The sequence below is a fragment of the Methanosphaerula palustris E1-9c genome (assembly GCF_000021965.1).
GTDB classification, from domain to species: domain Archaea; phylum Halobacteriota; class Methanomicrobia; order Methanomicrobiales; family Methanospirillaceae; genus Methanosphaerula; species Methanosphaerula palustris.
This window is the reverse complement of record NC_011832.1, coordinates 1,498,606-1,523,536: the sequence shown is the minus strand read 5'-3', so window position 1 is coordinate 1,523,536 and position 24,931 is coordinate 1,498,606. Positions and strand designations below refer to the sequence as shown.

18 protein-coding genes and 1 pseudogene are annotated in these 24,931 nt (G+C 53.7%); 8 read left to right on the top strand and 11 right to left on the bottom strand.

Annotation, left to right across the window (positions count from 1 at the left end; genetic code table 11):
- Positions 1-79: 79 nt before the first annotated feature.
- From MPAL_RS14460 to MPAL_RS07295, 6 genes are all read right to left on the bottom strand, one after another.
- Positions 80-2,239 carry a PKD domain-containing protein gene (locus MPAL_RS14460; RefSeq protein ID WP_012618114.1) on the bottom strand — a complete coding sequence of 720 codons (2,160 nt, stop codon included), beginning with the start codon at positions 2,237-2,239 and terminating at the stop codon, positions 80-82.
- Positions 2,240-2,734: 495 nt separating this feature from the next.
- Positions 2,735-2,974, bottom strand: coding sequence for a helix-turn-helix transcriptional regulator (locus MPAL_RS07315; RefSeq protein WP_236610345.1), 240 nt, complete (start codon positions 2,972-2,974; stop codon positions 2,735-2,737).
- Complete coding sequence (locus MPAL_RS07310; protein ID WP_012618112.1) at positions 2,944-3,381, bottom strand: DUF2178 domain-containing protein; 438 nt, start codon at positions 3,379-3,381, stop codon at positions 2,944-2,946. Before MPAL_RS07310 ends, MPAL_RS07315 begins: the two co-directional genes overlap by 31 nt.
- Before the next feature lie 29 nt (positions 3,382-3,410).
- Positions 3,411-4,217: a response regulator gene (locus MPAL_RS15115; protein WP_012618111.1), complete on the bottom strand. Its 807-nt coding sequence runs from the start codon at positions 4,215-4,217 to the stop codon at positions 3,411-3,413.
- Positions 4,218-4,448: 231 nt separating this feature from the next.
- Complete coding sequence (locus tag MPAL_RS16910) at positions 4,449-6,617, bottom strand: carbohydrate-binding protein (protein ID WP_236610344.1); 2,169 nt, start codon at positions 6,615-6,617, stop codon at positions 4,449-4,451.
- A gap of 114 nt (positions 6,618-6,731) precedes the next feature.
- Positions 6,732-9,092 carry a TIGR03768 family metallophosphoesterase gene (locus MPAL_RS07295; protein ID WP_236610343.1) on the bottom strand — a complete coding sequence of 787 codons (2,361 nt, stop codon included), beginning with the start codon at positions 9,090-9,092 and terminating at the stop codon, positions 6,732-6,734.
- An 870-nt stretch (positions 9,093-9,962) separates the two neighbouring features.
- Between MPAL_RS07295 and MPAL_RS07290 the strand changes: the two genes are divergently transcribed.
- Positions 9,963-10,598, top strand: coding sequence for a class I SAM-dependent methyltransferase (locus tag MPAL_RS07290; protein WP_052292219.1), 636 nt, complete (start codon positions 9,963-9,965; stop codon positions 10,596-10,598).
- 75 nt (positions 10,599-10,673) lie between these two features.
- On the opposite strand, the pseudogene MPAL_RS15490 reads toward MPAL_RS07290, so the two are convergent.
- Positions 10,674-10,886: pseudogene (locus MPAL_RS15490) on the bottom strand (IS5/IS1182 family transposase); the annotation flags it as partial.
- Positions 10,887-11,792: 906 nt separating this feature from the next.
- Here MPAL_RS15490 and MPAL_RS07280 point away from each other — a divergent pair.
- The 4 genes from MPAL_RS07280 (at position 11,793) to MPAL_RS07265 (ending at position 15,070) form a co-directional block, all read left to right on the top strand.
- Positions 11,793-12,509 carry a PadR family transcriptional regulator gene (locus MPAL_RS07280; protein WP_012618104.1) on the top strand — a complete coding sequence of 239 codons (717 nt, stop codon included), beginning with the start codon at positions 11,793-11,795 and terminating at the stop codon, positions 12,507-12,509.
- 72 nt (positions 12,510-12,581) lie between these two features.
- A complete protein-coding gene (locus MPAL_RS07275; RefSeq protein WP_012618103.1) occupies positions 12,582-13,229 on the top strand; it encodes a class I SAM-dependent methyltransferase in 648 nt (215 codons plus the stop codon).
- Between the two features lie 101 nt (positions 13,230-13,330).
- Positions 13,331-14,320 carry a daunorubicin resistance protein DrrA family ABC transporter ATP-binding protein gene (locus MPAL_RS07270; protein WP_012618102.1) on the top strand — a complete coding sequence of 330 codons (990 nt, stop codon included), beginning with the start codon at positions 13,331-13,333 and terminating at the stop codon, positions 14,318-14,320.
- Positions 14,321-15,070 (top strand): ABC transporter permease, encoded by a 750-nt coding sequence (locus MPAL_RS07265; protein WP_012618101.1) that lies wholly within the window; start codon positions 14,321-14,323, stop codon positions 15,068-15,070.
- A gap of 192 nt (positions 15,071-15,262) precedes the next feature.
- Here the strand turns inward: MPAL_RS07265 and MPAL_RS07260 are convergent, their stop codons facing one another.
- From MPAL_RS07260 to MPAL_RS07240, 4 genes are all read right to left on the bottom strand, one after another.
- Positions 15,263-16,669: a hypothetical protein gene (locus MPAL_RS07260; RefSeq protein WP_012618100.1), complete on the bottom strand. Its 1,407-nt coding sequence runs from the start codon at positions 16,667-16,669 to the stop codon at positions 15,263-15,265.
- Positions 16,662-17,387 (bottom strand): ABC transporter ATP-binding protein, encoded by a 726-nt coding sequence (locus MPAL_RS07255; protein WP_012618099.1) that lies wholly within the window; start codon positions 17,385-17,387, stop codon positions 16,662-16,664. Before MPAL_RS07255 ends, MPAL_RS07260 begins: the two co-directional genes overlap by 8 nt.
- Positions 17,384-17,995: a TetR/AcrR family transcriptional regulator gene (locus MPAL_RS07250; RefSeq protein WP_012618098.1), complete on the bottom strand. Its 612-nt coding sequence runs from the start codon at positions 17,993-17,995 to the stop codon at positions 17,384-17,386. The genes MPAL_RS07255 and MPAL_RS07250 overlap by 4 nt, the downstream gene beginning before the upstream one ends.
- Positions 17,996-18,362: 367 nt before the next feature.
- Positions 18,363-19,562, bottom strand: a complete 1,200-nt coding sequence (locus MPAL_RS07240) for an aldo/keto reductase (protein ID WP_012618097.1) — start codon at positions 19,560-19,562, stop codon at positions 18,363-18,365.
- Between the two features lie 572 nt (positions 19,563-20,134).
- On the opposite strand from MPAL_RS07240, the gene MPAL_RS07235 reads away from it, so the two are divergent.
- The 3 genes from MPAL_RS07235 (at position 20,135) to MPAL_RS07225 (ending at position 24,918) form a co-directional block, all read left to right on the top strand.
- Complete coding sequence (locus MPAL_RS07235) at positions 20,135-22,201, top strand: M13 family metallopeptidase (RefSeq protein ID WP_012618096.1); 2,067 nt, start codon at positions 20,135-20,137, stop codon at positions 22,199-22,201.
- 197 nt (positions 22,202-22,398) lie between these two features.
- On the top strand, positions 22,399-23,376 hold the full coding sequence (locus MPAL_RS07230; RefSeq protein ID WP_012618095.1) for an ROK family protein: 978 nt from the start codon (positions 22,399-22,401) through the stop codon (positions 23,374-23,376).
- A 183-nt stretch (positions 23,377-23,559) separates the two neighbouring features.
- Positions 23,560-24,918 carry a cache domain-containing protein gene (locus MPAL_RS07225; protein ID WP_012618094.1) on the top strand — a complete coding sequence of 453 codons (1,359 nt, stop codon included), beginning with the start codon at positions 23,560-23,562 and terminating at the stop codon, positions 24,916-24,918.
- Positions 24,919-24,931 lie beyond the last annotated feature (13 nt).

Sequence of the window (24,931 nt, the reverse complement as noted above, 5' to 3'; positions counted from 1 at the left end):
GCATCAAATCCAAAAATAGACCAATCTCTGACTCCAGGGAGTCTTCAATTGGTCAAGGATGATGCGTTCGACACGTTACTCAGCCCCTCAAGGCGAACCTGATCCAGTTGATGTTGACGAAGTCGGTCGGGAACTTCAACACGAACTGATGCTGCCCGGCCGGCAGGGTCACCGGCACCGAGATGGTCTGGAAGACCGGCCAGGCCCCGGTATTCGGGACGTTCAGCGTTGCGACCGGGGTCGTGCCGTTGTCGACATACACCAGGACGGATGAACCACTGTGGGTGGATGCGACCCTGAACCCGGCGTCATAGGTGCCGGCAGTGCTGACATTCACTGTGTACGTCAGCCATTCGCCGGCACGGATCCAGCCGACATTCGGCGACCCATCAGTATCGAGCACCTCGATGTCCACGTCGTCCTGCCGGTACGCACCACCCTCATTTCCGACGGTGGTGTCGTGATAGGTGACCCCTTCGCCACCGATGTTATAGTCCTCAGCCTGTAACGTCCCGGGGATCGTATGTGGCCCGTTGTAGACCTGGCCGGCTATTGGGATCAGTTGGGCGGTCAGGTCGACGTTCTGGTCCTTTCCCGGGTGAGTGGTGATCGTACCCTGGAAGGTGGCGTACCCGTCCTTACTGACGGTGTAGGTGTAGTACGGGGTCGCGGTCGTATAGACTTTGACCTTCAGGATCCCTCCTGCTATTGTCCCCATCGGGGTCTGGTCGAAGAGGACCGATGCTCCGTCCACATTACAGTGGACAGTGTACCATCCCTGATCTCCTCCCACTGGCGGGAAGGTGGTAGCCGGCACGGTCACAGCAAAGCTCTTATGCGAGGACCCCGCTGCATTGGTCGCGGTCTGATCGATGGTATAGGTGCCGGCCTGCCAGTAGGTGTACCGGAATGTTCGATAGGCAGTGGTCGTGCCGTCCCCGAGGTCGTACCGGACCGAGGTCGCGTTCTCGGAGGTATCGGCGACCTGGATGCCGAGCGAGTCTTGATCACTGGAGGTGACCGTGAAGTTCGCCACCGGCAGGGCTCCGGTCGGTGTCACCGTCGCAGTCGCAGTCGCAGTCGCAGTGGGTGTGACCGTCGGGGTCACCGGCGAGGTGACATTGATGTAGTCCTCGATCGTCTTCACCTCTGTCCCGTTGGAACCGACGGTCATCAGCGAGACAGTGTACCTGCCGGCCGTCTCATAAACATGGACGGGGTTCGACTCAGAGGAGGTCGAACCGTCGCCGAACTGCCAGAAGAAATACTGAACCGATCCGTTTACCGACTCGTTGAAATGCACGGCAAGGGGAGATAAACCGGCAGTCACGTTCGCAGCGAAATCGACCGATGACGGTTCGGTGACCGTGATGTACCCCGGCTTTTGGATGAAGACACTGCCATAGTCAGGTACTGATACTGTCAGCATCACGGTATAGGTCCCCGGGCTCGTGTAGGTGTGGATAGGGTTCTGTTCGGTCGACGTGGTCCCATCGCCGAACTGCCACTGGTATCCGTTTGCATCTGAGGACTGGTCAGTGAATTGGACCGTGAAGGGCGTCCGACCAGACGTCGCATTGGCCGTAAAGGCCGCAACAGGTACTGAGTTCACAATGATACACCGGTACTGGGTGCAGGTGTTGCTCCCCCAATCATAGGTGGCGGTCAGGGCCACGTTATAGACGCCGTTCTTGGTGAAGACATGGGTTGGATTCTGCTCGGTTGAGTTAGAGCCGTCCCCGAAGTCCCAGAACCAGGCGGTCGGCGAGCCGGTCGACTGGTCCATGAACCGTACCGAGTACGGAGCCTGTCCGACATGGCCGAACGCGTAGAAGTTCGCAGTGAACGGCGTGAGTGAGATGTTATAGCCGCTCACCTGGTATAACCGTAAATCAACGCTGGAAGCGTAGGGCAGATAGCCATCTTTGACTGCAGTCAGGTCGACATAACGGGGAATGTTATTGCCGTCGACGATCCGTTCTCCGCTCTTCAGGCCAAGGCCTGTATCTCTTCGGCCAAGAGAGTAGGACCCATCACCATTCGATATCGTACTGGTTGGTGAGAGATTGGAACCGGTCATCGAGATTGTCGCACCCGACACCGGCTGCCCAGTACTTGAATCAATAACGTACCCCCTCAGATACGAATCAGGCACGGCCGTTGCCGGCGAATTCATCAACAAACAGGAGACGATGGCCAGCACAACCAGCAGCCAGGTCATTCTTTTCATGAGAGACATTATGGTTCAAACCTCGGTATTTTCAATAATTGGGCGGATACGATGTGATGAATAAATCAGTCAATGATGAATGACGTTATAAGATATTCTCATTCCACCGAATTATCCGGTTTTTTCCGAATTATCTCCATGAAAAATTCCATTATTTCGAGGTATATCGACTGAAGTGACTGAAGGGATCAGATCCTTTGCAGGATAACAGAAGGAATTAAATCCAAAGAACGAGTATGATAAATATCTTCTATTTTTGGATAGACCTCCTGGTGTGACATTCTCCTGTCTTTGACGACTGGTCGAGTGGGTAACACTCCATCAAAAAGAATTGTTTATATGACGAAGGTCTTACCGAGACCCGAAGGTAATAATTGATGATTTTTTTCGAATGACATCCCGGAAGTTAATTGGTGTATGAGGAAGTGCGGATCTTTATCGGTTGGGCCTGGAATTACTGATTTCATCGTCATTCAGGGTTGGAATCTGATTAAAATGAAGGGTTCACTGGTCCAGGGGATCGTCCACATAGAGGAACATCTCTTCGATGTTCACGCTGAAATATCTCGCAATTCTAAAAGCAAGATCGAGAGACGGGACGTACTGACCCTTTTCAATGGCGAGGATGGTCTGACGATTTACTCCAATTGCTCTTCCGAGGTTCTCCTGAGTGAGATCGTTCATCGCTCGAAAGACCTTGATCCTATTCTTCATCAGTCTCCCAATCCCCGTATCTTCTGGCATAATATGACCGGAACCCGACGTACAGAATGATCATCAGAGAGAAGGCCGAGCTGGAGAAGACCCATCGACCTGGGGGAAAATTCACTCATCGTTTGAATCGGTGGAGGCGGAGGATATGCAAACGAAAGAACAGGGACCAGACGCATCACCCCTTCAATCGAAACAGCACAGAATAGTACCCCGAAGACCTGCATCGTGCGCCGCATAGCCTGTCCTGCAATTATTATGTCTCTTTCGTCCTCAGTGAAATCAGTACAGTTCACCTTCACATAAGAGACAATGGCACCAGCTGCAATGAATGCCAGTTCCATGAGCAGAGCACGATCATGCTCTCCTGAATACCAGAAGATGCTGACCAGTACAATGGCTATGATCCCAAGGAAAAGATAGAATCCGTTCTTCTTCATGGAGGCTTATCTCATATGTATCTGTTTCACTATGCTCCAGTATAACGAAACCGGGAAGCAGGTCCCCGGGATGGGCTGGGAAGTACCTCCATCCGGTAGAGATCTTCTGGACCAATGAATAGATCCTCCACCAGGGTGTTCGATAACACCTTCTCTTCGAACAAACCAGATCTTCCTCCTCTGTCTGTAACCGACGAGGGAATGTTGGCAGAGAGTTTTACAAACCGAGCATTGGACTTCCCAGTCTTTTGGATATCTATTGACGGGGTCTTTCTTCGATTTTTTCCGAAAGCATTAGGTATTCTCCCACCCGGTGTTGAACGCTGGGATGTGGGATCATGGTCTATTATGGGGCAGGGGAGAAGATCCACCTGCCGGTGATCGTCGGAATCAATGATCAGAGTTTCAAGCAGGGCACGCGAGAACTCCTGCTCTCTCTTTAATTCAGCTTCGATGTGTCTTTGAAGAGTGATCTGAATGATATCATGAGAGAGTTCTGCAAACTGGGCCTTGAGATTTCCACCTTTCTGGACATAGTGATCAGCACCGCAGTCGAGGGCTTTTACTACGATCTCCTCTCTGCTCCTCCCTGTAAAAAGGATGAAAGGGATATCACTATTCATCCGAATTTTTCGTAATAATTCAATTCCATTCATACCCGGCATCTGATAATCAGAGACGATAATGTCATAGGATGTTGATGCCAGTCTGCAGAGGGCGTCCCTGGCAGAGGTTACAATATCCACGGTGAACGTTCCGATTCGTTCAAGGAATAATTTTCCAATTTCTAGGAGACCTGGTTCATCATCAATATATAAGACAGATATCATGGTCATCACGTAATGTACGTTATATTATACATTTAGCCATTTATAGATTTCTAAAAACAATTTAAAAATTGCATTTTATCAAATAAATCATACAATATCAAAAAATTTTTAGACGTCGTCACAAGGGGAACGGATCAACACCTCCATCTACCGGATTGCCCATTATGTCGACTTCAAGGCGTTCTCTCAACTCGAACCGTCGCTATGACAGAGATCGCGATGGACCTGCACCCATCCTTATACCTCGTTGAACACGGTGACGATATCATTGAAGTCGATCCGACCGTTCCCGTTGAAGTCGAAGCCGGCGACTGGTTCGTTCGCCTCGATCCAATCCATCTGATTGAAGAAGAGGACCACATCATGGAAATCGAAGACCCCGTTGCCGTTCACGTCCTCGTACCATCCATCCCCGTTCAGGTCGAGCGGGATACCGGACCCGCCGGGGACGATTTTAATCGGGACGGTCTCCTGGGTGAACGTGAGCCAGTCGATATTCTGGCCGTCGCCGAAGAAGGTGAGGACCAGGGAATGCGTCCCTGCAGTCAGGTGGATCGGGACGGTGACGTTCGCGAACGTGGCGAAGGATCCTGTGTCAGGGACTGCGATCGACGCAGTATCCCCGCCGGCGACCGAGAGCGTTATCTGCCGGCCCGAATGCGGGCTTGCCACGCGGGCTGTCACCGTATAGTTCCCACTCTGGGTGACGTTCGTTGTGTAACAGAGCCATTCCCCGTCCCTGACCCAGCCGACATTCGGCGTCTTCTCGCCTCCGGTCATCTCGATGTCGACGTCGTCCTGCCGGTAGACCCCGCCCTCGTTGCCGGCGGTGGTGTCGTGGTAGGCGACCCCTTCCCCGCCGAGGTCGTAGTCCTCAACCTCGATCCGGCCCGATACCAGGTGATTGGTGTTCGGCTCAGGGGTCGGGGTCGGAGTAGCATCGATGCACAAAGGCACCTCCTCGGTCGTGCCGTCCACCGCCGTACCGGTCTCGTCCAGCCCCTTGATGGAGAGGGTGTACCGGCCGGGTGGCGTCCCGGTGCCGATCGCTCCGCCGAACTCGTACAACGAGGTGGTGATCTCCGAGGGTTTTGCTGGATCGGTCCGCCGTCCGAGTTCGACCGGGATGGTCGAGTTTGCCACCGCAGCACCCCCGGCATCCACCAGTGTCCATTCGATCGAGGCGATCCGGTTCGTCGGTGTGCCGTCTTTTCCGGACGGACCGGGTACGACCGGAGCCGGGATCGGTGCAACCACGCCGTAGAGGAGGCAGGTCTCGTCGGATTCGACGTCGATCCCGTCGCCGGGGAGAAGGTCGAGCCGTTTTTGTGTCGTGTCGGCCAGGTCGACGATCGGGTCGGAATCATTCTCCATGCGGAGTTCGGCCCGTGTGAGGGCGAGTCTGTCGCCGTGTGCGAGGGTCGAGAGGGTCGAATTGAACGAGACCCGGGATCCGTTCTCGCGGGCGGTATAGGTATACACCGGTTCGCCTGCCGTATAATAATGATACACCGTCTGGGGCGAGTCGACCATGCCGGTGCGGATGAGCGTCGAGGTCTCGATGGTATAGGTGGCCGAGGTGTTGCGGATGTTGTAGAGGAAGAGGTCGTTCTCGGCAGCCCCGACCGTGTCGACGGTCGTGCCCGGACAGTCGTTCACGACCTCGATCGCATTGTTTCTGACCCAGCGGCCTGGAATAACATAGCCGGTGTTGTTCCAGAAGAAGTACCCGGGAAAGGAATCGATGTAGGTCCGGTACCCGTTCTCCCGGGCGAACGCGGTCAGCCGGTTCACCTGCGCCGGAGGTGAAAACCGTCCGAGTGCCGCGTGCGTCTTCCCGAGAGTGATCTGCTTCTCGGCCGTGAGCCCGTGCAGATCACCCGAGAGCCCGGTCACACGGATCGTAAACTCGCCCGCGACGAGATCGTGAAGGGGCCGGCCGTCGCGGTCTGTGTAGGTGGTATCGAACTGCTTTGTGGCCCCACCCAGCACGAGGCCCGAGTAGTACTCGGGGGTCACGATCACCTTGTTCCAGGTCTCAAGGAGACCGCCCGGTTCGCTGACCAGGTCCGGGACCATCACGGTGCCCTTCGCGGATCCATTGGGATAGTCGGCCGCGATCGCCGAGAGAGGGGTCGTCCCGGTTAAGGGATCGACGTGGCTCTCGAGGGTCCGAACCGGGGTGCCGACGGCGCTCGCCCCGGAAAAGACCTCGATCCGGACGTCGCCCGGGGTTGTGATTCCGGCCGGAATGGCACCGGTCACATAGAAGTCGCGCATCTCGGCCATCGTGGTCTCGTTCGGTGACGGATAATCGATCGTCAGGGATACGGCACCTGCGGTGTGGATAATGAACCAGGCTCCGAGGATCATCAGGACCACAAGCGGCAGACGTGAACGTGTCATGATCGGTTCTTCTCGTGAAAACTTGTCTTCCGAGGTCATAAACTCTTGGAAGAGCAGGGTTTCAACAGAGCCAAAAAAGTAAATGGGTGAGGTTCCTTGAACTGTTTCAAGAAATTACTTGCCTGCTGGTGTTCCGTAGTTCTGGATCTTCACCTGCATATCAGTACTCAACTGTTTAACAAGTTCCGCATTATACGAACCTGAAGGCAAATAGGGGAGTGAATTGTTGAATATTTCTTCCGCCGCGACGCCATAGGAACGCGATTTTGCTGCTATCGACCCTTCTTTGACTGCTGGGTCGACGTCGGTCGTAAGGATTGAGATCGTATTGTCGCTGTTGCGGACGATCTCGAAGGTGCGGAACTGTTGAGGGAAATCCCGTAATGATGAGGTTTCTACCTCCCAGAATCCGAGTTCTGGATGGCTGGCATCGGGCGATTTCTGAGCGTTGATGGCATTGACATGGCGATGTCCTGCGATCCAGAGGATCAGATTCGGATATTCATGAAGTGTACTGAGTAACTTCTCTTCGGATACCTGAGAGACAGAACTCCAACCGGTATATTCATCGAGGGAAGACCCCGATAATTCCGTCGCTATCGGAACGTGAGCAGCGATGATCATCAGTTGCCCTTCTGCCTGACCCGAATTGAGTTCACTCACAAGCCAGTCAAACTGCTCGTTATCAAGAGAACCATGCCCATAACCGCCGGCATCGGCGTCGGTAGCGTTCTGGGTATCATCGAGCACAATGACCTTGATCGGGATATCCGACTTTGGTTCGAACGAATAATACGCACGACCCGAACTCACATCAGATTGGTTGAATCCATGTCCAATCGGGGTTGAAGAGGTATTGAAAAATTCGCCCATCCAGTCAGAGACCGAAAGGACACGGCGGTTCGGATCAGCGGCAAGTACTTTTGGAGGGGTTGCGAAATCGGAGACATTTCCCACACCGATGATGTCGCCATTCACGGTCCGACCATCGATAGAACCCATATAATACCCACGGCTCTTGATACCGAGTGGATCGACGAAGATATTACCCATGTTGAGGATGTACTCTCCGGTATAGTTCGCTTTCAGGTAATCATCCGGGGGATTCGTTCCGATCCAGTTGTGATCGTGGTTGCCGAGCGCCTGATACCAGGGGATCGACGTGTTCAGCCCTGCCGCTTTGTATTGATCCTGGTAATCATTGAGAGGTCCGGGAACCGGATCATCCTTGACGCCTGAATCAGGGTTAATCACCTTGCCATCGAGGACGTCGATGTACCATCTGAGTTCATTGTACTGTTCGTTGTTGGCAACATCCCCCAGAGAGATGCCGAAATCGAACGGTTCTGCTTTATGAAGAGCGTTGATCGTCTGGACGGCCGCATCGAGAACCTGAGTTGTTGCGAGCATAACCGGCGAATATCCTGAAGACTGGCCACCTAAGTACCCAAAGAAGATCCCCTGAGCAGGAGTTTCTTTGTCTGAGATATGAACATCGGTCATGTCAAAGAAATGCAGAAGGTTGGCTGTATGGGAGACCGAGGTATTGTTGTATGCCGGTGATACGAGGTCCAGTCGTTTCTCGTAGTCAAGCCCCTGGCCATACTGCCAGACGCCATAACCATAGCGTGAATAGTTTGCAACATCATAGGGAAGAACCGTCGGTGAAGATGATGGCACCGAGACCGGAAGGACCACCCGGTCGTGTGTTGTTAAAACCACAGAATCTATTGGATAACTGGCTTCTGAGTCTGATAGATTCGAGAGATTCACTGTCTGTTCTGTTGTCGGCACTGTGGTCTGGTTGCCGGCAGCAGTACCTGTTGTATTGACCGTTGTGATACCGGTTGCATTCAGAGTCGTATTCACCTGAGTAGCATTCGTGGATGTGCTCACCGGGGTGACATTCAGTGTCGTATTCACCTGAGTACCGTTCACGGTTGTGTTCACCGGGGAGATAGTCAGTGTCGTATTCACCTGAGTAGCATTCACGGTTGTGCTCACCGGGGTGATATTCTGTGAAGTATTTGAGGTGAGATTGCCGGGAGCCAGGGTCGCAGTCGGTAGGACCGAGACGTTCTGAGCACCTGTCGCCGTGGTGAGTGGGACGTAGGTATTCACTGCTGTACCAAAATCGACAGGGCCTGAGTCCTGTTCGAAATATTCGGTCGGTGTTGCATTGGCTTTTGCCGTGGCAGTCGTGTTGACCGTACTGGTTGCATTCATCGTCACATTCATTGCAGTCGTGTTCAGCGAAGCATTGGTGGAGATATTACCACTGAGAGCCGGGGTGAGGTTCGGTTGTACCGACATGTTCGAGGCTTCCGTCGCATTCGTGTGGTTGACTGCTGTTGTCACAGTGACGAATCCCGGGGGTGAGGTGGTATTCGTCAGCGTTGTGTTGTTGGGTGCGGAGGTATTGACACATCCAGCAAAGAGCATACTGAAGAGTAATACCAGACCGAGACAGATCATCAGAGATTTTTTCGACATCGGGAGTTCATTATAAAAATGTAAATATTTATACATCTCTTACGATTATTGTGAGAGATCTGGAGAATTTCTTAAATATAAAAATAATGTTTTGATTCTGCAACACCTCGACAAAGAGAGTGGCATAAAGGCGGAACAGTTTTATCTCAAACGTCCCTATTAGTGAAGCCAGAGATCAGTTCATCATTCTTTTTCCCGTGGAGAATTTTCTCTAAATCAGGTAACCTGACAGCGCCTTCACCATCAGTTGGAACCTGAAAATTTCTGTTTAGTTGAAACTCTCAAATATACCTGTCAGCTGTCCATTGTGATCAAGACTGGGTATCTGAGTGTGAGGTATGAAGAGGGTTTCAATAGAACTGAAAAAAGTGATTATTTGGGATTACCTGAACAATAGCACATCATTACGTGCTAATAGGTGTACCTGAATTCTTGATTTTCTCCTGCATTTCAGTACTCAGTTGTTTGACAAGTTCTGCATTGTACGAACCGGAAGGCAGGTAATCTAGCGTGAAGATGAAGATCTCCTGAGATGCGATAGCATACCAACGCGATTTCGCAGCGAGCGATCCGTCTTTGACTGCCGGGTCGACGTCGGTTGAAAAGATTGAGATCGTATTGTCGCTGTTACGATTTATCTCGAATGTGCGGAACTGCTGATATTGAAGAGTAATACCAGACCGAGACAGATACCATCAGAGATCTCTTCGACATTGACACATCAATCTAAATTTTTCAAATTTAAATCCATCTAAATTATTCCGTGAGATATCCGGTGAATTTCATAAAAAACGAAAGGAACTGTTCAGATCAGCCCTCATTTTATATATTCCAGAATTCCTCAATTAATCGATGATACTGATCTCTGAAGACTTCCAAAAGGCTCTTATGAGGTGGGATAAAGAACCGGGCCGTCTCAACATGACACACCAAATTGCCCAGGCAATGCTGAACCGGACCTCTCCTCGGGGAAATGAAGTACTATTGGATTATGGGACCGGTACCGGACTTATCGCACTGGAATTTCTCTATTCCGTCAAAAAGATTGTCGCAGTTGATTCGTCAAAGGATATGCTGACTTTCCTCCAGAAGAAACTCAATGCAGACTCAATTACTACAATCGAACCCCTTGAATGGAGCATCGGGAGCGATCCGTCACAGTTACCCGAGTTCGATATCATAATCGTGTCCCTGACATTACATCATGTCCCTGATACCAGCCAGGCAGCAGAGGTATTTTATTCCCTCCTGAAGCCAGGTGGCATCATCGCAATTGCAGATCTGGATCCTGATAACGGAGAGTCCCATGAACCAGAGATGACCGTGCATCATGGATTTGTCCGGGAAGATCTGATGGAGATCTTCAAAAAAGCCGGATTCACCACCATTCAGATCGATAGTGTTGCAACTCTTGCGAAAGAGAGTTCAAAGACAGGAGTGTTAAAGGAGTTTCCTATTTTCTTGATGATTGCACACAAGGACAAATAACTGAAAATTATGGTTCTGTTGAAATGCTTCAACTATGATGATCATCACGACCGAATGAATCATCGTTGTGAAGGTATGGAGGATCACTTTGATCCTGCTCATCAGATTGGTGAGTTCGACCACATTGCGATGGTCAGTACCAAGGGCTTCACAAAAGAGAAGGATCGCCATGAGCTGATGTTGAGTATATGTTCCCCTGGAATATTTGCAGGAATAGAGAGGCACCTGAGAAGATCGTGGCTCTGAACAGATGTATCCAATTAATTCGATATGCCGGTTCGTTGACATTATCTCTGCTCCTTGGTTTTGGTTTGAACATTGACTCCAGGAGCAACGATTCTTATAGATCTTTGCCTTATCGTGGGACCTTATTACCAGGGGGTTTCAACGGAGCACAAATTTGTAAAATTGAAGTTGTCAGCAGATTTTTGACCCGTGTTTCCTGAGTTGTATAATACCTCGCCGCCGGCACATTCGGGATCTCCCGGCTGTTACTATTGCACGGATCACGATCGATCTCGCTCATGCAGGTGATTACTGCATCGAGGATGTACTGAGGGTATAATGCTCCGTGCTGGAATGGGGAAGAGGTGCCGCCGGGACTGTCATGGCTTCCTGTCCATTCGTTTCTTCTGCGTCTATTCCATTGCGTCCCGGGAATGGCAGGCTTCGCAGAGCCGGGCACCGGTCCCGCAATCGAGATACCTGGCCGGACTAAATCGCAAATCAAAACATCGGCCCACGCTACAGGGGATCCGCTTCATCGATAGCAGGGAAATGATCCCGGGCAGGGGTGGGGTTTCGGCCCGGTACTTCCGGGCCGCTTCGAGATCACAGACCTTGCAGATCTGCCGTGTACCCCGCTGATTCCTGGGGCGGGCCTTCCGCTCTGCAATTAATTTCTCGATAATCCAGCAGCCATTCCCGCCGCAGCAGCAACGATACTTCGGCTCTCAGGGATCTCGTGTTTTTTGTAATCTGCCGTCCGTATAGACCGGCGTTCCGTGGGTTTGCCAGCTGCCGACGGGTTTTCCTGCCCAGTTGTGGCCAGCAAGCAATCCATGAGGTAAGCGGGGATGACCGGTTTTCGATTCATAAATCAGGATCCTCCGATACATATACTTAAATACAGACTGGTTTAAGATATATCTTGAGATATGTCTAAAGATATATCTCATTAAAGGAGAGTAACCAATGATGGAACACAATTTCAAAATGGGTGAAAGTCACGCCCAGCGAGGACCCGGCTTTGACGAAAACGAAGGTTTCAACCGAGGGCCTCAAGAGAGAGATGTGCAGGGTTTCTGTGACAGAGAGTACGGCAGCATTGGTAACAGAGGGTGCCGTGGTTTCGGAGATAGAGAACTTGGCGGCTTTAATGGCAGAGACCCACACGGTTTTGGTGGCCATGGTGGTAGAGACCCCCGCGGTTTTGGTGGCTTTGGAGGTGGACGGGGACGTTTATTCGATGCCGGCGACATCAAGCTTGCCATTCTCAACTTGCTCTCGGAACAGCCAAGTTACGGATACCAGATCATCAAGACCATGGAGCAACGCCTTGCCGGAGGTTACGCGCCAAGTCCCGGCGTGATTTATCCAACCCTGACGATGCTTGAAGAAGAGGGGCTTGCCACTGTATCTTTAGAGGGCAGTAAGAAGGTCTATTCGGTAACCCCGGAAGGAATGCAATATCTTCAGACACACGAGGAACGTGTAAAGGAACTATTTGAGCGTCTCGAAGAGGCGGGAAGGGGTTTCCAGCACGGCAGATCTCCTGAACTAATGAAAGCCTTCAAAAACCTGCACGGCGCTGTGATGGCACGTCTGCTGCGTGGGAACGCGACACCGGAACAGATCAGCACAATCGCAGAAACTATGAATGCCGCGGCGAGGACTATCGATGATCTCTGAATTCCCGGTACAATCGTCGGTGATGCTTGCTCAACCGGAGAATATCATTCCAACTACACAGGAGAATCATTGATGCAGGATCTACCATCATCTTTCCGTGAATTATCTTTCCGTGATGGATTTAGAAAGATATACGACAGCGCCACCCCGTGGGATATTGGCAGGCCCAAAGCACCGTTTATCGCGGTTGCCGACCGTATCACCGGTCCCATCCTCGATGCGGGATGCGGTACGGGGGATACGACCCTGTATTTCACCGCCCGGGGACGCGAGGTCACCGGTATCGATTTCGTAAAGGAAGCGATCCGCCGGGCAAAAGCAAAGGCGGCGGAACGCGGTCTGTCCGCGGAATTCCTGGTAAAGGATGCCATGACCCTTGTCGAATGGGACCGGCGCTTTATGAGCGTTATCGACAGCGGTTTGTTCCACGTCTACGAAGACCAAAAAGATCACAGGGGGCGCTACGTCAGCGGGCTCGCCCACGTTCTCATGCCGGGCGGCCGACTCTATCTCTACGGGTTCAGCGATGAGACCCCCTCGGCGCCCGGCGGGGGCATATCCCGTCAGGATCTGGAAAACGCGTTTTCGGATGGCTGGGAAATCGAGTCCGTGCAGACCGTAGCCGGCGAGATCAACCCGGCGTTTGCGGCCGAGCACCCGGAAGAGTATCCTGATGGCAAACCGAAGATGATCTTTGCCATCATCCGCCGGAAAGAGTGAGGCATCGGGAGATTTTTTACATGAAAATGAGGATTTCTCAAGAGCCCTGGCTTCAGCGTTTAAAAGGACACAACCGGCACAACTCAAAGGAAATACACTAAATGACAATCGCAGTACATATCAAGGACCTCACCCGGCGCTTCGGCGACCTGGTTGCCGTCGATAGGGTCTCGTTCGAGATAGGGCAGGGCGAGATCTTCGGCCTTCTGGGGCCGAACGGCGCCGGCAAGACGACCACGCTCTCCATGCTCGCGACCATGCTCAAGCCGACGGAGGGGAAAGCCACCGTCAACGGCATCGATGTCGAAGAGGACGAGGACGGTGTCAGGAGGTCCATCGGCATCGTCTTCCAGGACCAGAGCCTCGATGAAGAGCTCACGGCCTGGGAGAACATGGACTTTCACGGCCGGCTCTACCGTATCCCATCCGATACGCGGAAGCAGAGGATCGGGGAGCTCCTGAAGCTCGTCGAGCTGACCGACCGGAAGGATGATATCGTCAAGAACTTCTCCGGTGGGATGCGCCGGCGCCTCGAGATCGCGAGAGGGCTGCTCCACCATCCCTCGGTCCTCTTCCTCGACGAGCCGACGCTCGGCCTCGATCCCCAGACCCGGAACCATCTCTGGCAGTACATCGCGACGCTCTCGAAAGAGAAGGGGATCACGATCATCCTCACGACACATTACATGGAGGAAGCCGACCGTCTCTGCAACCGGGTCGCCATCATAGACCACGGGAAGATCATCGCTCTCGACACGCCCGCAAATCTCAGGGATGGTATCGGTGGGGATGTCGTCACGATCAGATCCCCCGACACGGCAGCGATCGTAGCGACCCTCAAGGAGCCGTGGATCAACCGGATGGACATCCATGATGGCGAGGTGGTCATCAGCCTTCGGAACGCGGAGCAGCACCTCAGCGGCATCGTTACGATCCTTGTCGGCCAGAAGATCTCCATCAGTTCGATCTCGATCCATAAGCCGACACTTGAGGACGTCTTCCTCTCGTTCACCGGCAAGACGATACGGGAGCAGGAAGCGAGCGGCACGGAGATCATGCGCCGGCAGATGCAGATGAGGAGGTCGCACTAAATGGATATCATATACACGCTCTGGCTCCGGAGCATGAAACGGTTTGTCCGATCCAAAAGCCGGATCATCGGCAGCATCAGCATGCCGCTCTTCTTCCTCCTCTTCCTCGGGTTCGGGCTGAACTCGGTGGTCAGTATCCCCGGCCTTTCCGGGAACTACATCCAGTTTCTCATCCCGGGCATGGTCGCGATGAGCGTCCTCTTCACCTCGGTCTTCGCGGGTACCCAGATCATCTCGGACAAGCAGTTCGGGTTTTTGAAAGAGACGCTCATTGCACCGGTCTCAAGACTTGAGATCATGCTCGGCCAGACTGCAGGCGGCGCGACGACCGCGGTCGTACAGGGTGTGATGATCCTTGTCCTGTCGCTCTTCCTCGGGCTCGCGGTCAGGTCGGCGCCAGGATTCCTTATCGCGATAGGGTTCATGATCCTGATCGGTATAGGCTTCACCGCATTCGGTATCGCCATCGCGTCGTCGATGGAGGACCTGAGCGGCTTCCAGCTCATCATGAACTTTGTCATCTTCCCGATCTTCGGTCTCTCAGGGGCGCTCTTCCCCATCAGTTCTCTGCCCGGGTGGCTGGCCCCGATCACCATGCTCGATCCTTTGACGTACGGCGTCGAGGGAATACGGTACGGCCTGACGGGTATCTCGCAGATCAGCCCGGGGATCAGCTTCGCGGTCATTGGCGGGTTTACCGTTGCGATGACGGTCGCCGGGGCGTTCCTGTTCCGGAAGACTACCGTATAATTTTTCGTGATTGTGTCAGGGCATCACCATGGAAATTCAGAAACACTGACGGGGGGTTCCTGGAGCCAGAATTAGAGGTATTTTAACCACGATTCAGATCACGTCGCTACCGTGGATCTTCTGGTCATCGGTACCGTCTGTTTTTAATGGGATTTTTACAGAGCAAAAAAAATATTTCTTTCCAAAAAGTGTTCAGAATCCCTCTGGGTCTATCGCGTCCCACCGGGTCTTTGCCATCTGCACAAAATACCATGCCAGGATGAGGAGGATGACGGCCGCAAGTGCAGATGCAGGGACGGCGAAGACAGCCGCTGAGAAGATCGTGACGGCAAGGCCCACAAGCACGAGGTACGTGAAGAGCACTTTTACATCGTACACCATTACGCTGGGCGAGAGCCCGGAGAGCCAGGCCATGACCCCAACCGCATAGAACGAGACCGAGAGCCCGAGCACGACCGCGGGGACAAGATACACGAATTCTCCCGCAAGGAGGGCCACGACCGCAATGAAGGTCGCCGGCAGGATCTGGAGGACTGAGAATGTGGTGAGCTTGCTCGTGATCACCGTGCTGACCGCAACCGGCAGGCAGGCGTACGGACCGAAGGTATCGAACATCGTGACCCACGTGTACATGGTCGAGGCGACGACACCGGTGACGATCGCGAACATGAAGAGGAGGCCGTGCGGCGGGAAGAACGGCCCGAGCAGGGAGAGGAAGAACCAGATGATCGCGAGGGGAAGGAGGAATGAGAAGAGCATCTGCCCGATCATCGCCCCGCTCCGGTACAGGTCAAGGACATCCTTCGCTGCGAACGGCGGATCCGGCAGGAACGCAAAACGTTTCGCGAGCGGTGCAAACAGGTCTTTGTGGGATTTTTCCGAGCCGACGGATTCGGGATTGAAGAGCAGGATCGCGATCGCGAAGAGAATTGCGAGCACGAGGATGGAGACGAGAAGGTTGGTCCACGAGAATGCAGCGTTGAGCAGGAGCGGCGGGAAGAGGAGCACCGGGTTCATGCCGGTCCGGATTGCAAGAGCTGCTCCGAACGCGACAAGGGCCGCGATGACGAGCAGGAGAGCGAGGCGCGACCGGGCGTAGATTGCCGAGAGGAAGAAGACCCCGCAGAGGCCGAAGAGGAACGCGAGGGTGAGCGTGAGGAGGAGGAGCAGAGCGCTCGCGAGCGGGACGCCCGTGAACGGCGAGGCGATGATGTACCCGAGCCCGAGGGGGAGGACCCAGAGGAAGAAGTAATAGATGGTGTCCTTGACGACGAAATTCGTGAAGATGAACCGGTCGGAAAGCGGGAGGGACCGGGCAGAGTACGAGAGAAAGCTTGCCTGGCCGAAGCGCCGGCTCATGATCTCGTTACCCATCAGGCCGAACCCTCCGACCATGATCCCGAGCATCAGGTAGTTTGCATGGATCATGATCGTGAGGTCGCCGGCCGGGAGGCTGGTCTGCATCAGCGGGACGAGGAACGCGCCCATGAACGCGATCCCGAAGATCATGACCGGGAACATGGCAAACGAGAGGCTGCCGAACATCGTGGAGTGGACCCGCCATTCCTCCTTCATCATCGCTATGAAGAGTTCAAACATGGCGATCCTTCCGGACGAGCGAGAGGAAGAAGGAGGGGAGGTGCTCGCCCCTTCCTGTCAGTTCGGCAACTGGCCCGGTGTGGAGCAGGTTTCCCTTGTGGAGGATCGCAAACTCCGAGCAGATCTCCTCGGCCACTTCGAGGATGTGAGTCGAGATGAAGATCGTCTTCCCGTGTTTCACATAATCAGCGAGGTAGTCCTTGACAAGGTCCTGTATGATCGGGTCGAAGTTGATGAGCGGCTCGTCGATCAGCGCGAGCGACGGTTCGTGAATGAACGCCTGCGTGAACATCAGTTTCTGCCGGGTTCCCCGTGAGAGGTCCTTGCAGAGGACGTTCTTCTTGTCGGCGAAGTCGAGGAAGTCGAACCAGTGGTCGGCCTTTGCCTGGATATCCGGGATCTTCCGGACTGCAGCGACAAACTCGAGGTACTCCATCGCGGTCAGGAAACTCGGCGGGGTCTCCTGCTCGGGGATGATCCCTACGCGGGCACGGACCCCTACCGGGTCCTGAGTGACATCGATACCGAGGACTGAGGCGGATCCCCCGGTCGGCCGGGTCTGTCCGGTCAGCATCTTGATCATCGTGGTCTTGCCAGACCCGTTCGGGCCCAGGAGGCCAAAGAGCGCTCCCTCGTCTACGTGGAGGTTCACGTGGTCCACTGCTTTTACATCGCCATAATTTTTTGATAAGTCCAGTGCGTTGATTACCGTTTTCATGTTTTCATCCCGTTCCAGATAAAATCCAGTCCATCCTGTACGATCTTCTCGCGCTCGTCCGGGTCTTCGATCTCCGAAGCCCGTGCGACCAGTCCGGTGAGGGCCGAGGCCAGTATGGAGAGGAGAAGGGTCGGATCGATATTCCGGATCGCTCCTTCCCGGATACCGTCTTTCATGAGATCCGAGAGGAAGAGGAAGTTGGACATACCTTCCTCATGGGCGCTCGTGGAGACAAACGGCGAGTGGGCAAACTGCTCCATGAATTTCAGTTTTGCGTGATTTCTGATGCTCCATTCCACCACGTTGGTGCCGAGAAGCCAGATCTTTGCCTTCGTGGTTTTCTGTTTGTCCATGCCTCTGCACATCTCTTTCGCGGCTTCTTCCTTTATTCGGCGGTAGAGCGTGTCGATGAGCTCCTCTTTTGTCTTGAAATAGAAGAAGAGCGTGCCGGTCGAGACGCCGGCCTCTTTGGAGATGAGCGATGTCGGAGTGCCGGAGAACCCTCGGCTCGTGAAGAGGGTGAGTGCTGTAGTGAGGATCTTCTCCCGGTTGGCTGAGATCTTCTCAGGGTTCAGGGTTCTGGCTGATTTTTTCTCAGATTTTTCCATTAGATTCTCCTTCGTTTATAAAAAAAATTGATTCTCTCTTCTGATCTTCTGGTTTCCTTCTGATAGTGCGAGGGTCGATCTCTCTCATACGAAAATTTTCTATTCAGGTACGCTGATAGGGGCCGATGCCCTCCATATTTCCGATAACGATAGACGCCACCTCTCACGGCGGATCCGATTGAAGATTGTGAAATCTCCTTACCCGTCGTGTCCTGGAGATCTCCTGAGGCGGTCCCTATCGCAAAAATCAGAGAGATTGCGACTCTGTGGTGTGACAGGTAATCTCCATCTATTTTTTTTAGAAATTTGCCAAGCCTCGCAATTCTGATTTTCCCGGATTTTCGAATGAGTCGAGACGCGAGGGAAATCATTCCTTGATCTCAGCCGAGAAGATCATCTTCACGAGCGGGATCATGAGTTTCGTCCGAAGTCCGCCGAGGGTGCCCCGGACTTTTCTCAGTTCTTCCGGGATCGCGATCTTCTGCGGGCAGGCCTTTGCACATTTGCCACAGTTCTGGCAGAGCGAGGCATCGGCTTTTGTCCCCATTGCTCCCATCAGGGAGATTCCGTACATTCCCCGGGTGAAGAGCCGGCTTCCGCCCATGTGGTAACTGTTGTAGATGAAGAAATTCTGCGGGATGTTGACGCCGAACGGGCAGGGCATGCAATAGGCGCACCCAGTGCAGCCGACCTTGATCAATCGGTTGTACACCGCTGCGACTGCTTTCACGGTTGCAAGCTCACCGGTGCTCATCGATCCGGGCAGGGCGGTCTCACAGGCTTTGATGTTTTCCGCGATATGCTTCTCGTCGTTCATCCCGGAGAGGACGACCGTTACCTCCGGGTGGTTCCAGACCCACCGAAGCGCCCATTCAGCTGCTGACCGTTTTGTTTTTGCACGGTCGTAGATCTCCTCAACATCCTTTGGGAGTTTCCCGGCGAGCATCCCGCCCCGCAGCGGTTCCATAACCATGACGGCGATATTCTTCGAGGCGGCATACTGGAGTCCCTCGGTCCCGGCCTGGTTCATCTCGTCAAGGAAGTTATACTGGATCTGGCAGAAGATCCAGTCATACGCGTCGATGATCTCTTTGAACGTTTTGCGGTCGCCATGGAAGGAGAAGCCGGCGTTGATGATTTTCCCGGAGGCTTTTGCCGCGTCGAGGAATTCGAGTACGCCGAGCCCGTGCATCTTCTTCCAGTGGTTGGCATCGAGCGAGTGGAGAAGGTAGTAGTCGATGTGATCGGTCTGGAGTTTCTTTAGTTGGATGTCGAGGATCCGGTCCATGTCCTCGCGGGTCTTCACACCCCATGGCGGAAGTTTTGTCGCGAGTTTCACTTTCTCCCGATATCCATCCTTGAGTGCCCGGCCGAGGAACCGTTCGCTCTCGCCGCTGTGGTAGGGGACTGCGGTGTCGATGTAGTTGACGCCGCTGTCGATCGCGCTGCGGATCTGCTGGGTTGCCCGCTCTTCATCGATGCCCATCCGCTTAGACGGCAGACGCATCGCGCCAAAGCCGAGTGCGGATAACGTGTCGCCGTTTTTTGGTACGAGACGATATTGCATGCTGTCTGCTCCAGTGTAGTAGACTCATTGGTCTAGACTGACTGGTCAATTCTTGGCGAGATGAGGGATAAAGGTTTCGGAATCTGGAATTGTGCTATATCCATTGTCGATCGTCCAGAGCAGGAACCGCGTGAGGATCACACCATGGTCCGCGAGGGTGTTCTGTTTGAACGGTCTCCCAGGGGTGGCTCTTCCCGGCCTTCAGGGCATCGATGCCAGCGTAGACTTGTGGAATGGTACTACCAAGAAGAATTATGATACGATTCCACCGGTGTCGTCGTTGCGCCCCTGCAGAACTCCGGGGTCCAGCCGGCCCCGGAGTCAACCGCCTGCATGACAGCGTGGCGATCTCTTTGCCCATCAGGCGAATGAGGATCAGTCCCAGCCTGGTTGCCGGCGAAGTCCTGCATCGATTCATGTCGCCGTCGACGGCGACAGATATCTGACCTGAGCAGAAAAATCAGTACGAAACCCTCAAAGGCCCTGATGGTGTCCTCTTCCAGAGTTATGTTCCATGCCGATCACATTATCAGCCAAACCATTATTCTATATAAAAAAAAGATGTATTCTTTGTGAAATCTGTGGTAGTGATTCTGATCGTGATCGTATGTCTCGTATCTGCCGGATGTTCCAGTCCGGTTGGAACCGGAACAAAACTGTCGGGTACCACCACGCAGGTTCCAGATAACGGATCTTCCCTCAACCTGTCCGTCCGTCCGGGGGACGATTTCTTTTCCTATGTGAATGATGCATGGATCGCAGAGCACCCCATTCCAGCCGATAAAGGGAGTATCTCAACATTCTCCGAACTCCGGGACAAGGTAGACGATGATCTTCATGCTCTCCTGATTAACGCATCAAACACCTCGCCAGGGAGTGCAGATCGGAATATCACCCTGATCGGACAATTTTACCGGTCGGGAATGGATAACGGGACGATCGACCGGGAAGGACTCCTTCCGCTGTCTGATGTTCTCACGACGATCGACGCGATCAATTCCCGTACCGATCTGACCACTACCACGATCCTTCTCCTGCAGCAGGGGTTCGACCCGGTGTACTCCTATCACGCAGAGGCCAATCCCCGGAACAGCAGCGAGATGGTTGCATACCTCGAACAGGGCGGGCTGGGATTGACGGACCGGGACTATTACCTGAGAACCGACAATAAAAGCCTGGAGATTCAGGAAGCCTACAAAAGTCACATCACCCGGGTATTCCTGCTGATGGGAGAGCCGGCCGGGCAGGCTGCAGCTGACGCCGAAACCGTCTATACCATGGAAAAGACCCTCGCTCAGGCCCAGTTCAGTTCAGAGGAGAACCAGGACCCAGAGAAGACCACCAACCTCTATTCAGTCTCCACCCTGGAAGAGCAGTATCCTGCGATTGGTTGGGAAACGCTCTGTGCCATCCCGGGATCCGGGCCAGTCAGTCAGGTAAATGTTCACCAGCCGTCGTATGTGAAGGAACTCAACACTCAGCTTGGAACGGCTTCACTCAATGACTGGAAAGTCTACCTGCGGTACCACCTGATCGATGCAGAATCCCCCTATCTCAGTTCATCGTTCGAAGAGGAGCATTTCGCCTTCTACAGCACGACGCTCAACAGCGTGAAGGAGATGCAACCCCGGTGGAAACGTGTCGTAACGACAGAGAACGATCTCCTGGGCGATCTCGTGGGCAGGGCCTATGTTGCCGACTATGTCGACCCCCGGACCCGCGGAATGGTATCGGAGATGTTCCGCTCTATCCGACAGACCTTCGACGAACGGATCTCGAACCTGAGCTGGATGAGCACCACCACGAAAGAGGCGGCTCGAGAGAAACTTGCTGCCATGGGGGAGAAGATCGCGTATCCTGACCAGTGGATGGATTATTCCGGGTTGAACCTCTCCGACTCGTATGTCAATAATGTCCGTTCCGTTTCAGCGTACTCATTTATTCACGGACAGAACGGACTGGATAAGATTGGCAGGCCGTTGGACCGGAACATCTGGTTTGCATCTCCGCAGACGGTGAACGCCTTTTATGATCCGACCAGGAATGAGATGGTATTTCCAGCTGCCATTCTCCAGCCACCGTTCTTCGACCCGGATGCAGACAAAACGCTCAATTATGCTACCCTTGGCTGGGTGATCGGGCACGAGATGACACACGGCTTCGACGAAATGGGCCGGCAGTTCGACAAGGGCGGGAGCCTCAAGGACTGGTGGACGGAGGAGGATGCCAGGAACTTCATCAATAGAACAGCGCTGCTCGTCACCGAGTACAACGGGTTTGAAATCCTCCCTGGACTCAATGATAACGGTAACCTGACCCTCGGGGAGAATATCGCTGATCTCGGGGGTCTGACCCTGGCCTATCATGCATGGAAGGGGACAGAGAACCTGTCATTAGGCCAGGAGGTTTCCAATCATACTGAGGACCGCAGGTTCTTCATCGGGGCTTCACGCATCTGGAGGTCACAGTACCGGGATGATACGTTGCGCAACCTGGTGTATACCGATCCCCATACCACGGGTAAATACCGGGTTAACGGTGTCCTGTTCAATATTCCGGAATTCTACGAGGCATTCCCGGAGATCCAGCCGGGCGATGCCCTGTATCGGAACATAAGCCAGAGACCGGTCATCTGGTAACCTTTTTTTACGCCGGGAAACACACCTTGTACCGATCCACGATCTCGACACAGTCCGGCAAACCACTGTACAGGAAGTTCTATTTTTATTCCCCGAACATTTCTTCAATCAAATGGTAAAATTACTTTCACAGCATCCTTCCCGGATCAGTGACGTTTCTGATCACCGATTTAGGGAGATATCCTGGGAACCTTCACATGACACCAGATGACAGAACCGGACGTACTGATACCGTCATTGCCGTCGACCTTGGAGCGACCAACCTTCGGGTGGGGCTTGTCAATGAAACCGGGCGCATTGAACGGTTGAAAGTGACCACACTTCCTGCTGATCTGCCTGATGCGGAGACCATCTCCGATCTCATCATCCGGACAATTCATTCGCTGGCATCAGACGAGGAGATCGGGATGTCGGCAGGCATCGGTATCGGGTCGGCAGGACCGATAGACAGCACCCACACCTCGATCGTGCATCCCCCGAACATCCCCCTCGATATCATTCCCCTGTCGGACCCGATCAGTGCAGCGTTCAACCTCCCGGTGCTGCTGATCAACGACTGCTTTGCAGGTCTCCTGGGCGAGGCGTGTTTTGGCGAGGGTACGGGATCGAAGAATTTCGTCTATGTAACCATGTCGACCGGCATCGGTGCCGGGATCATTGCAAACGGAAAAATACTTACCGGTCGATCAGGAAACGCCGGGGAGATCGGTCATCTGTTCGTCGACAGCGATTATAACCTGACCTGCGGGTGCGGCAGAAAGGGACACTGGGAAGGATATGCATCCGGCCGGTTCCTGCCCCGCTTCTACCATGAATGGCTGAAGAAGAATGGATGGGATTCCGGGGATCAGCAGATACACTCTGCCCGGGATGTCTTTGACGCCATTCGAGAAGAACAGGGTTCTGAGAAATGCGGTTTTATTCATGAACTCGGGAGACTGAATGGACGGGGGATTTCAGATCTCATTGTTGCCTATGAACCGGATACGATCGTCTTTGACGGTTCTGTTGTTCTGAACAACCAGGACCTGATCATTCCCCTGATCGAGCAGTATGCCGACCGTTATCTGCCGATGCCCCGGCTGACTGTGAGCAGTCTTTCGGGTTTTGCACCGCTTCTTGGTTCTTCGGTCATTGCCCGGGGATACGAGACACGGTTTGGATCACTGGAATAGAGAATAACGCCGTGAAGACGGCATTGGCGGGTCGATGAATCCACCAAGGGGTACTGTGCCGAAAGCCGGACTGGTGGTGAATGGTGCTCGAATACGAAATGACCGAAAAATGGGAATCATTCTCGAAAATTGTCCCGGAATACATCATCCCACTTTAATAAAAATCATGAACCATCACTATACATGAAACCGGGATGTGCATCCCTATCCCTCTTTATCGTTCTCGCCCTGCTGGTCATCGCTTCCGGATGTACCCAGACTTCATCATCATCCACGAAAATTCCGGTTACCCAGGAGAAAGCAGCCACCATCACTACTACAACGAATGAAACGATGGTCGCTTTCGTCAACGAAGCGGCCGCCTACGCTAAGACCTATGGCAAAGATGCAGCGCTCGCTGAATTTTCGAACAAGAACGGTTCGTTTGTCCGGGGCGAACTCTACATCTATGCCTATGACTTCAACGGCACCACCCTCGCCCACCCGTACAGTCCAGAGAAGGTCGGCGTGAACCGGGCCGACGAACCCGACGCGTACGGCCACCCCTACTTCCGGAATGTTATGGATGTAGCGCGAAACGGCTCCGGGTACGTCTGGTTCTATTACGTCAACCCGCTGCACAACAACTCAGTCGAGAAGAAACTCGGGTACGTGACAAAAGTCAGTGACGACTGGTGGCTGGGCTCCGGCGTCTATTACGGCCCCGCAGAACCGGTCGAAGCATCAGCGCCAGATGCTCCCTCGACCTCCCGGGAGATCAAGGACTTTGTGGATTCTGCTGCGACCTATGCTCAGCAGCATGGAAAGACTGCCGCTCTTGCTGCGTTCAGTAACGCCACCGGTCCGTTTGCAGTCGGCGATGTCTACATCTACGCGCTCGACTATTCGGGGAACGCCCTCGCCCTGCTGCACCAGCCGGACCTTGTCGGCACCAATTTCCTCAACCTCACCGACGCGTCCGGTACTTATTACACCAAGACCGAGGTCCAGCTCGCCAAGCTCGGCGGCGGCTATCTCCTGTACCGGTACCCGAACCCGGCTGAGAATTACTCGGTCAGGTATAAAGTCAGTTATGTGCGTCCGGTCGACGATACCTACTGGATCGGTGCCGGCATCTATACCCGCGAAGATCTGCTGATCGATCAGGAACTCCGGCAGTTCGTGACGGATGCGAAGGCCTACGCGAAGACCAACGGTAAAGAAAAAGCACTCGCCGAATTCAACAACCCGAACGGCTCCTTCGTCAAGGACGGCCTCTATATCTTCGCCGACGATTACAACGGAACCGCCCTTGCATGGCCGTCCCGCCCCGACCAGGTCGGCGTGAACCGGATCAATGTCACTGACCTGGACGGATCGTACTATATGCAGACCATGTTCGCAAGCGCTCGCAATGGAACCGGGATGGTCGAGTATTACTCGGTGAACCCGGCGACGAACACCACCCAGCTCAAGATCAGTTACGTGACCGATGTCGACGGTACCTGGATGCTCGGCGCCGGCCGGTACCTGGAGCCGAACACGGCCAACCTGAGGGGATGAGGATCAGACAATC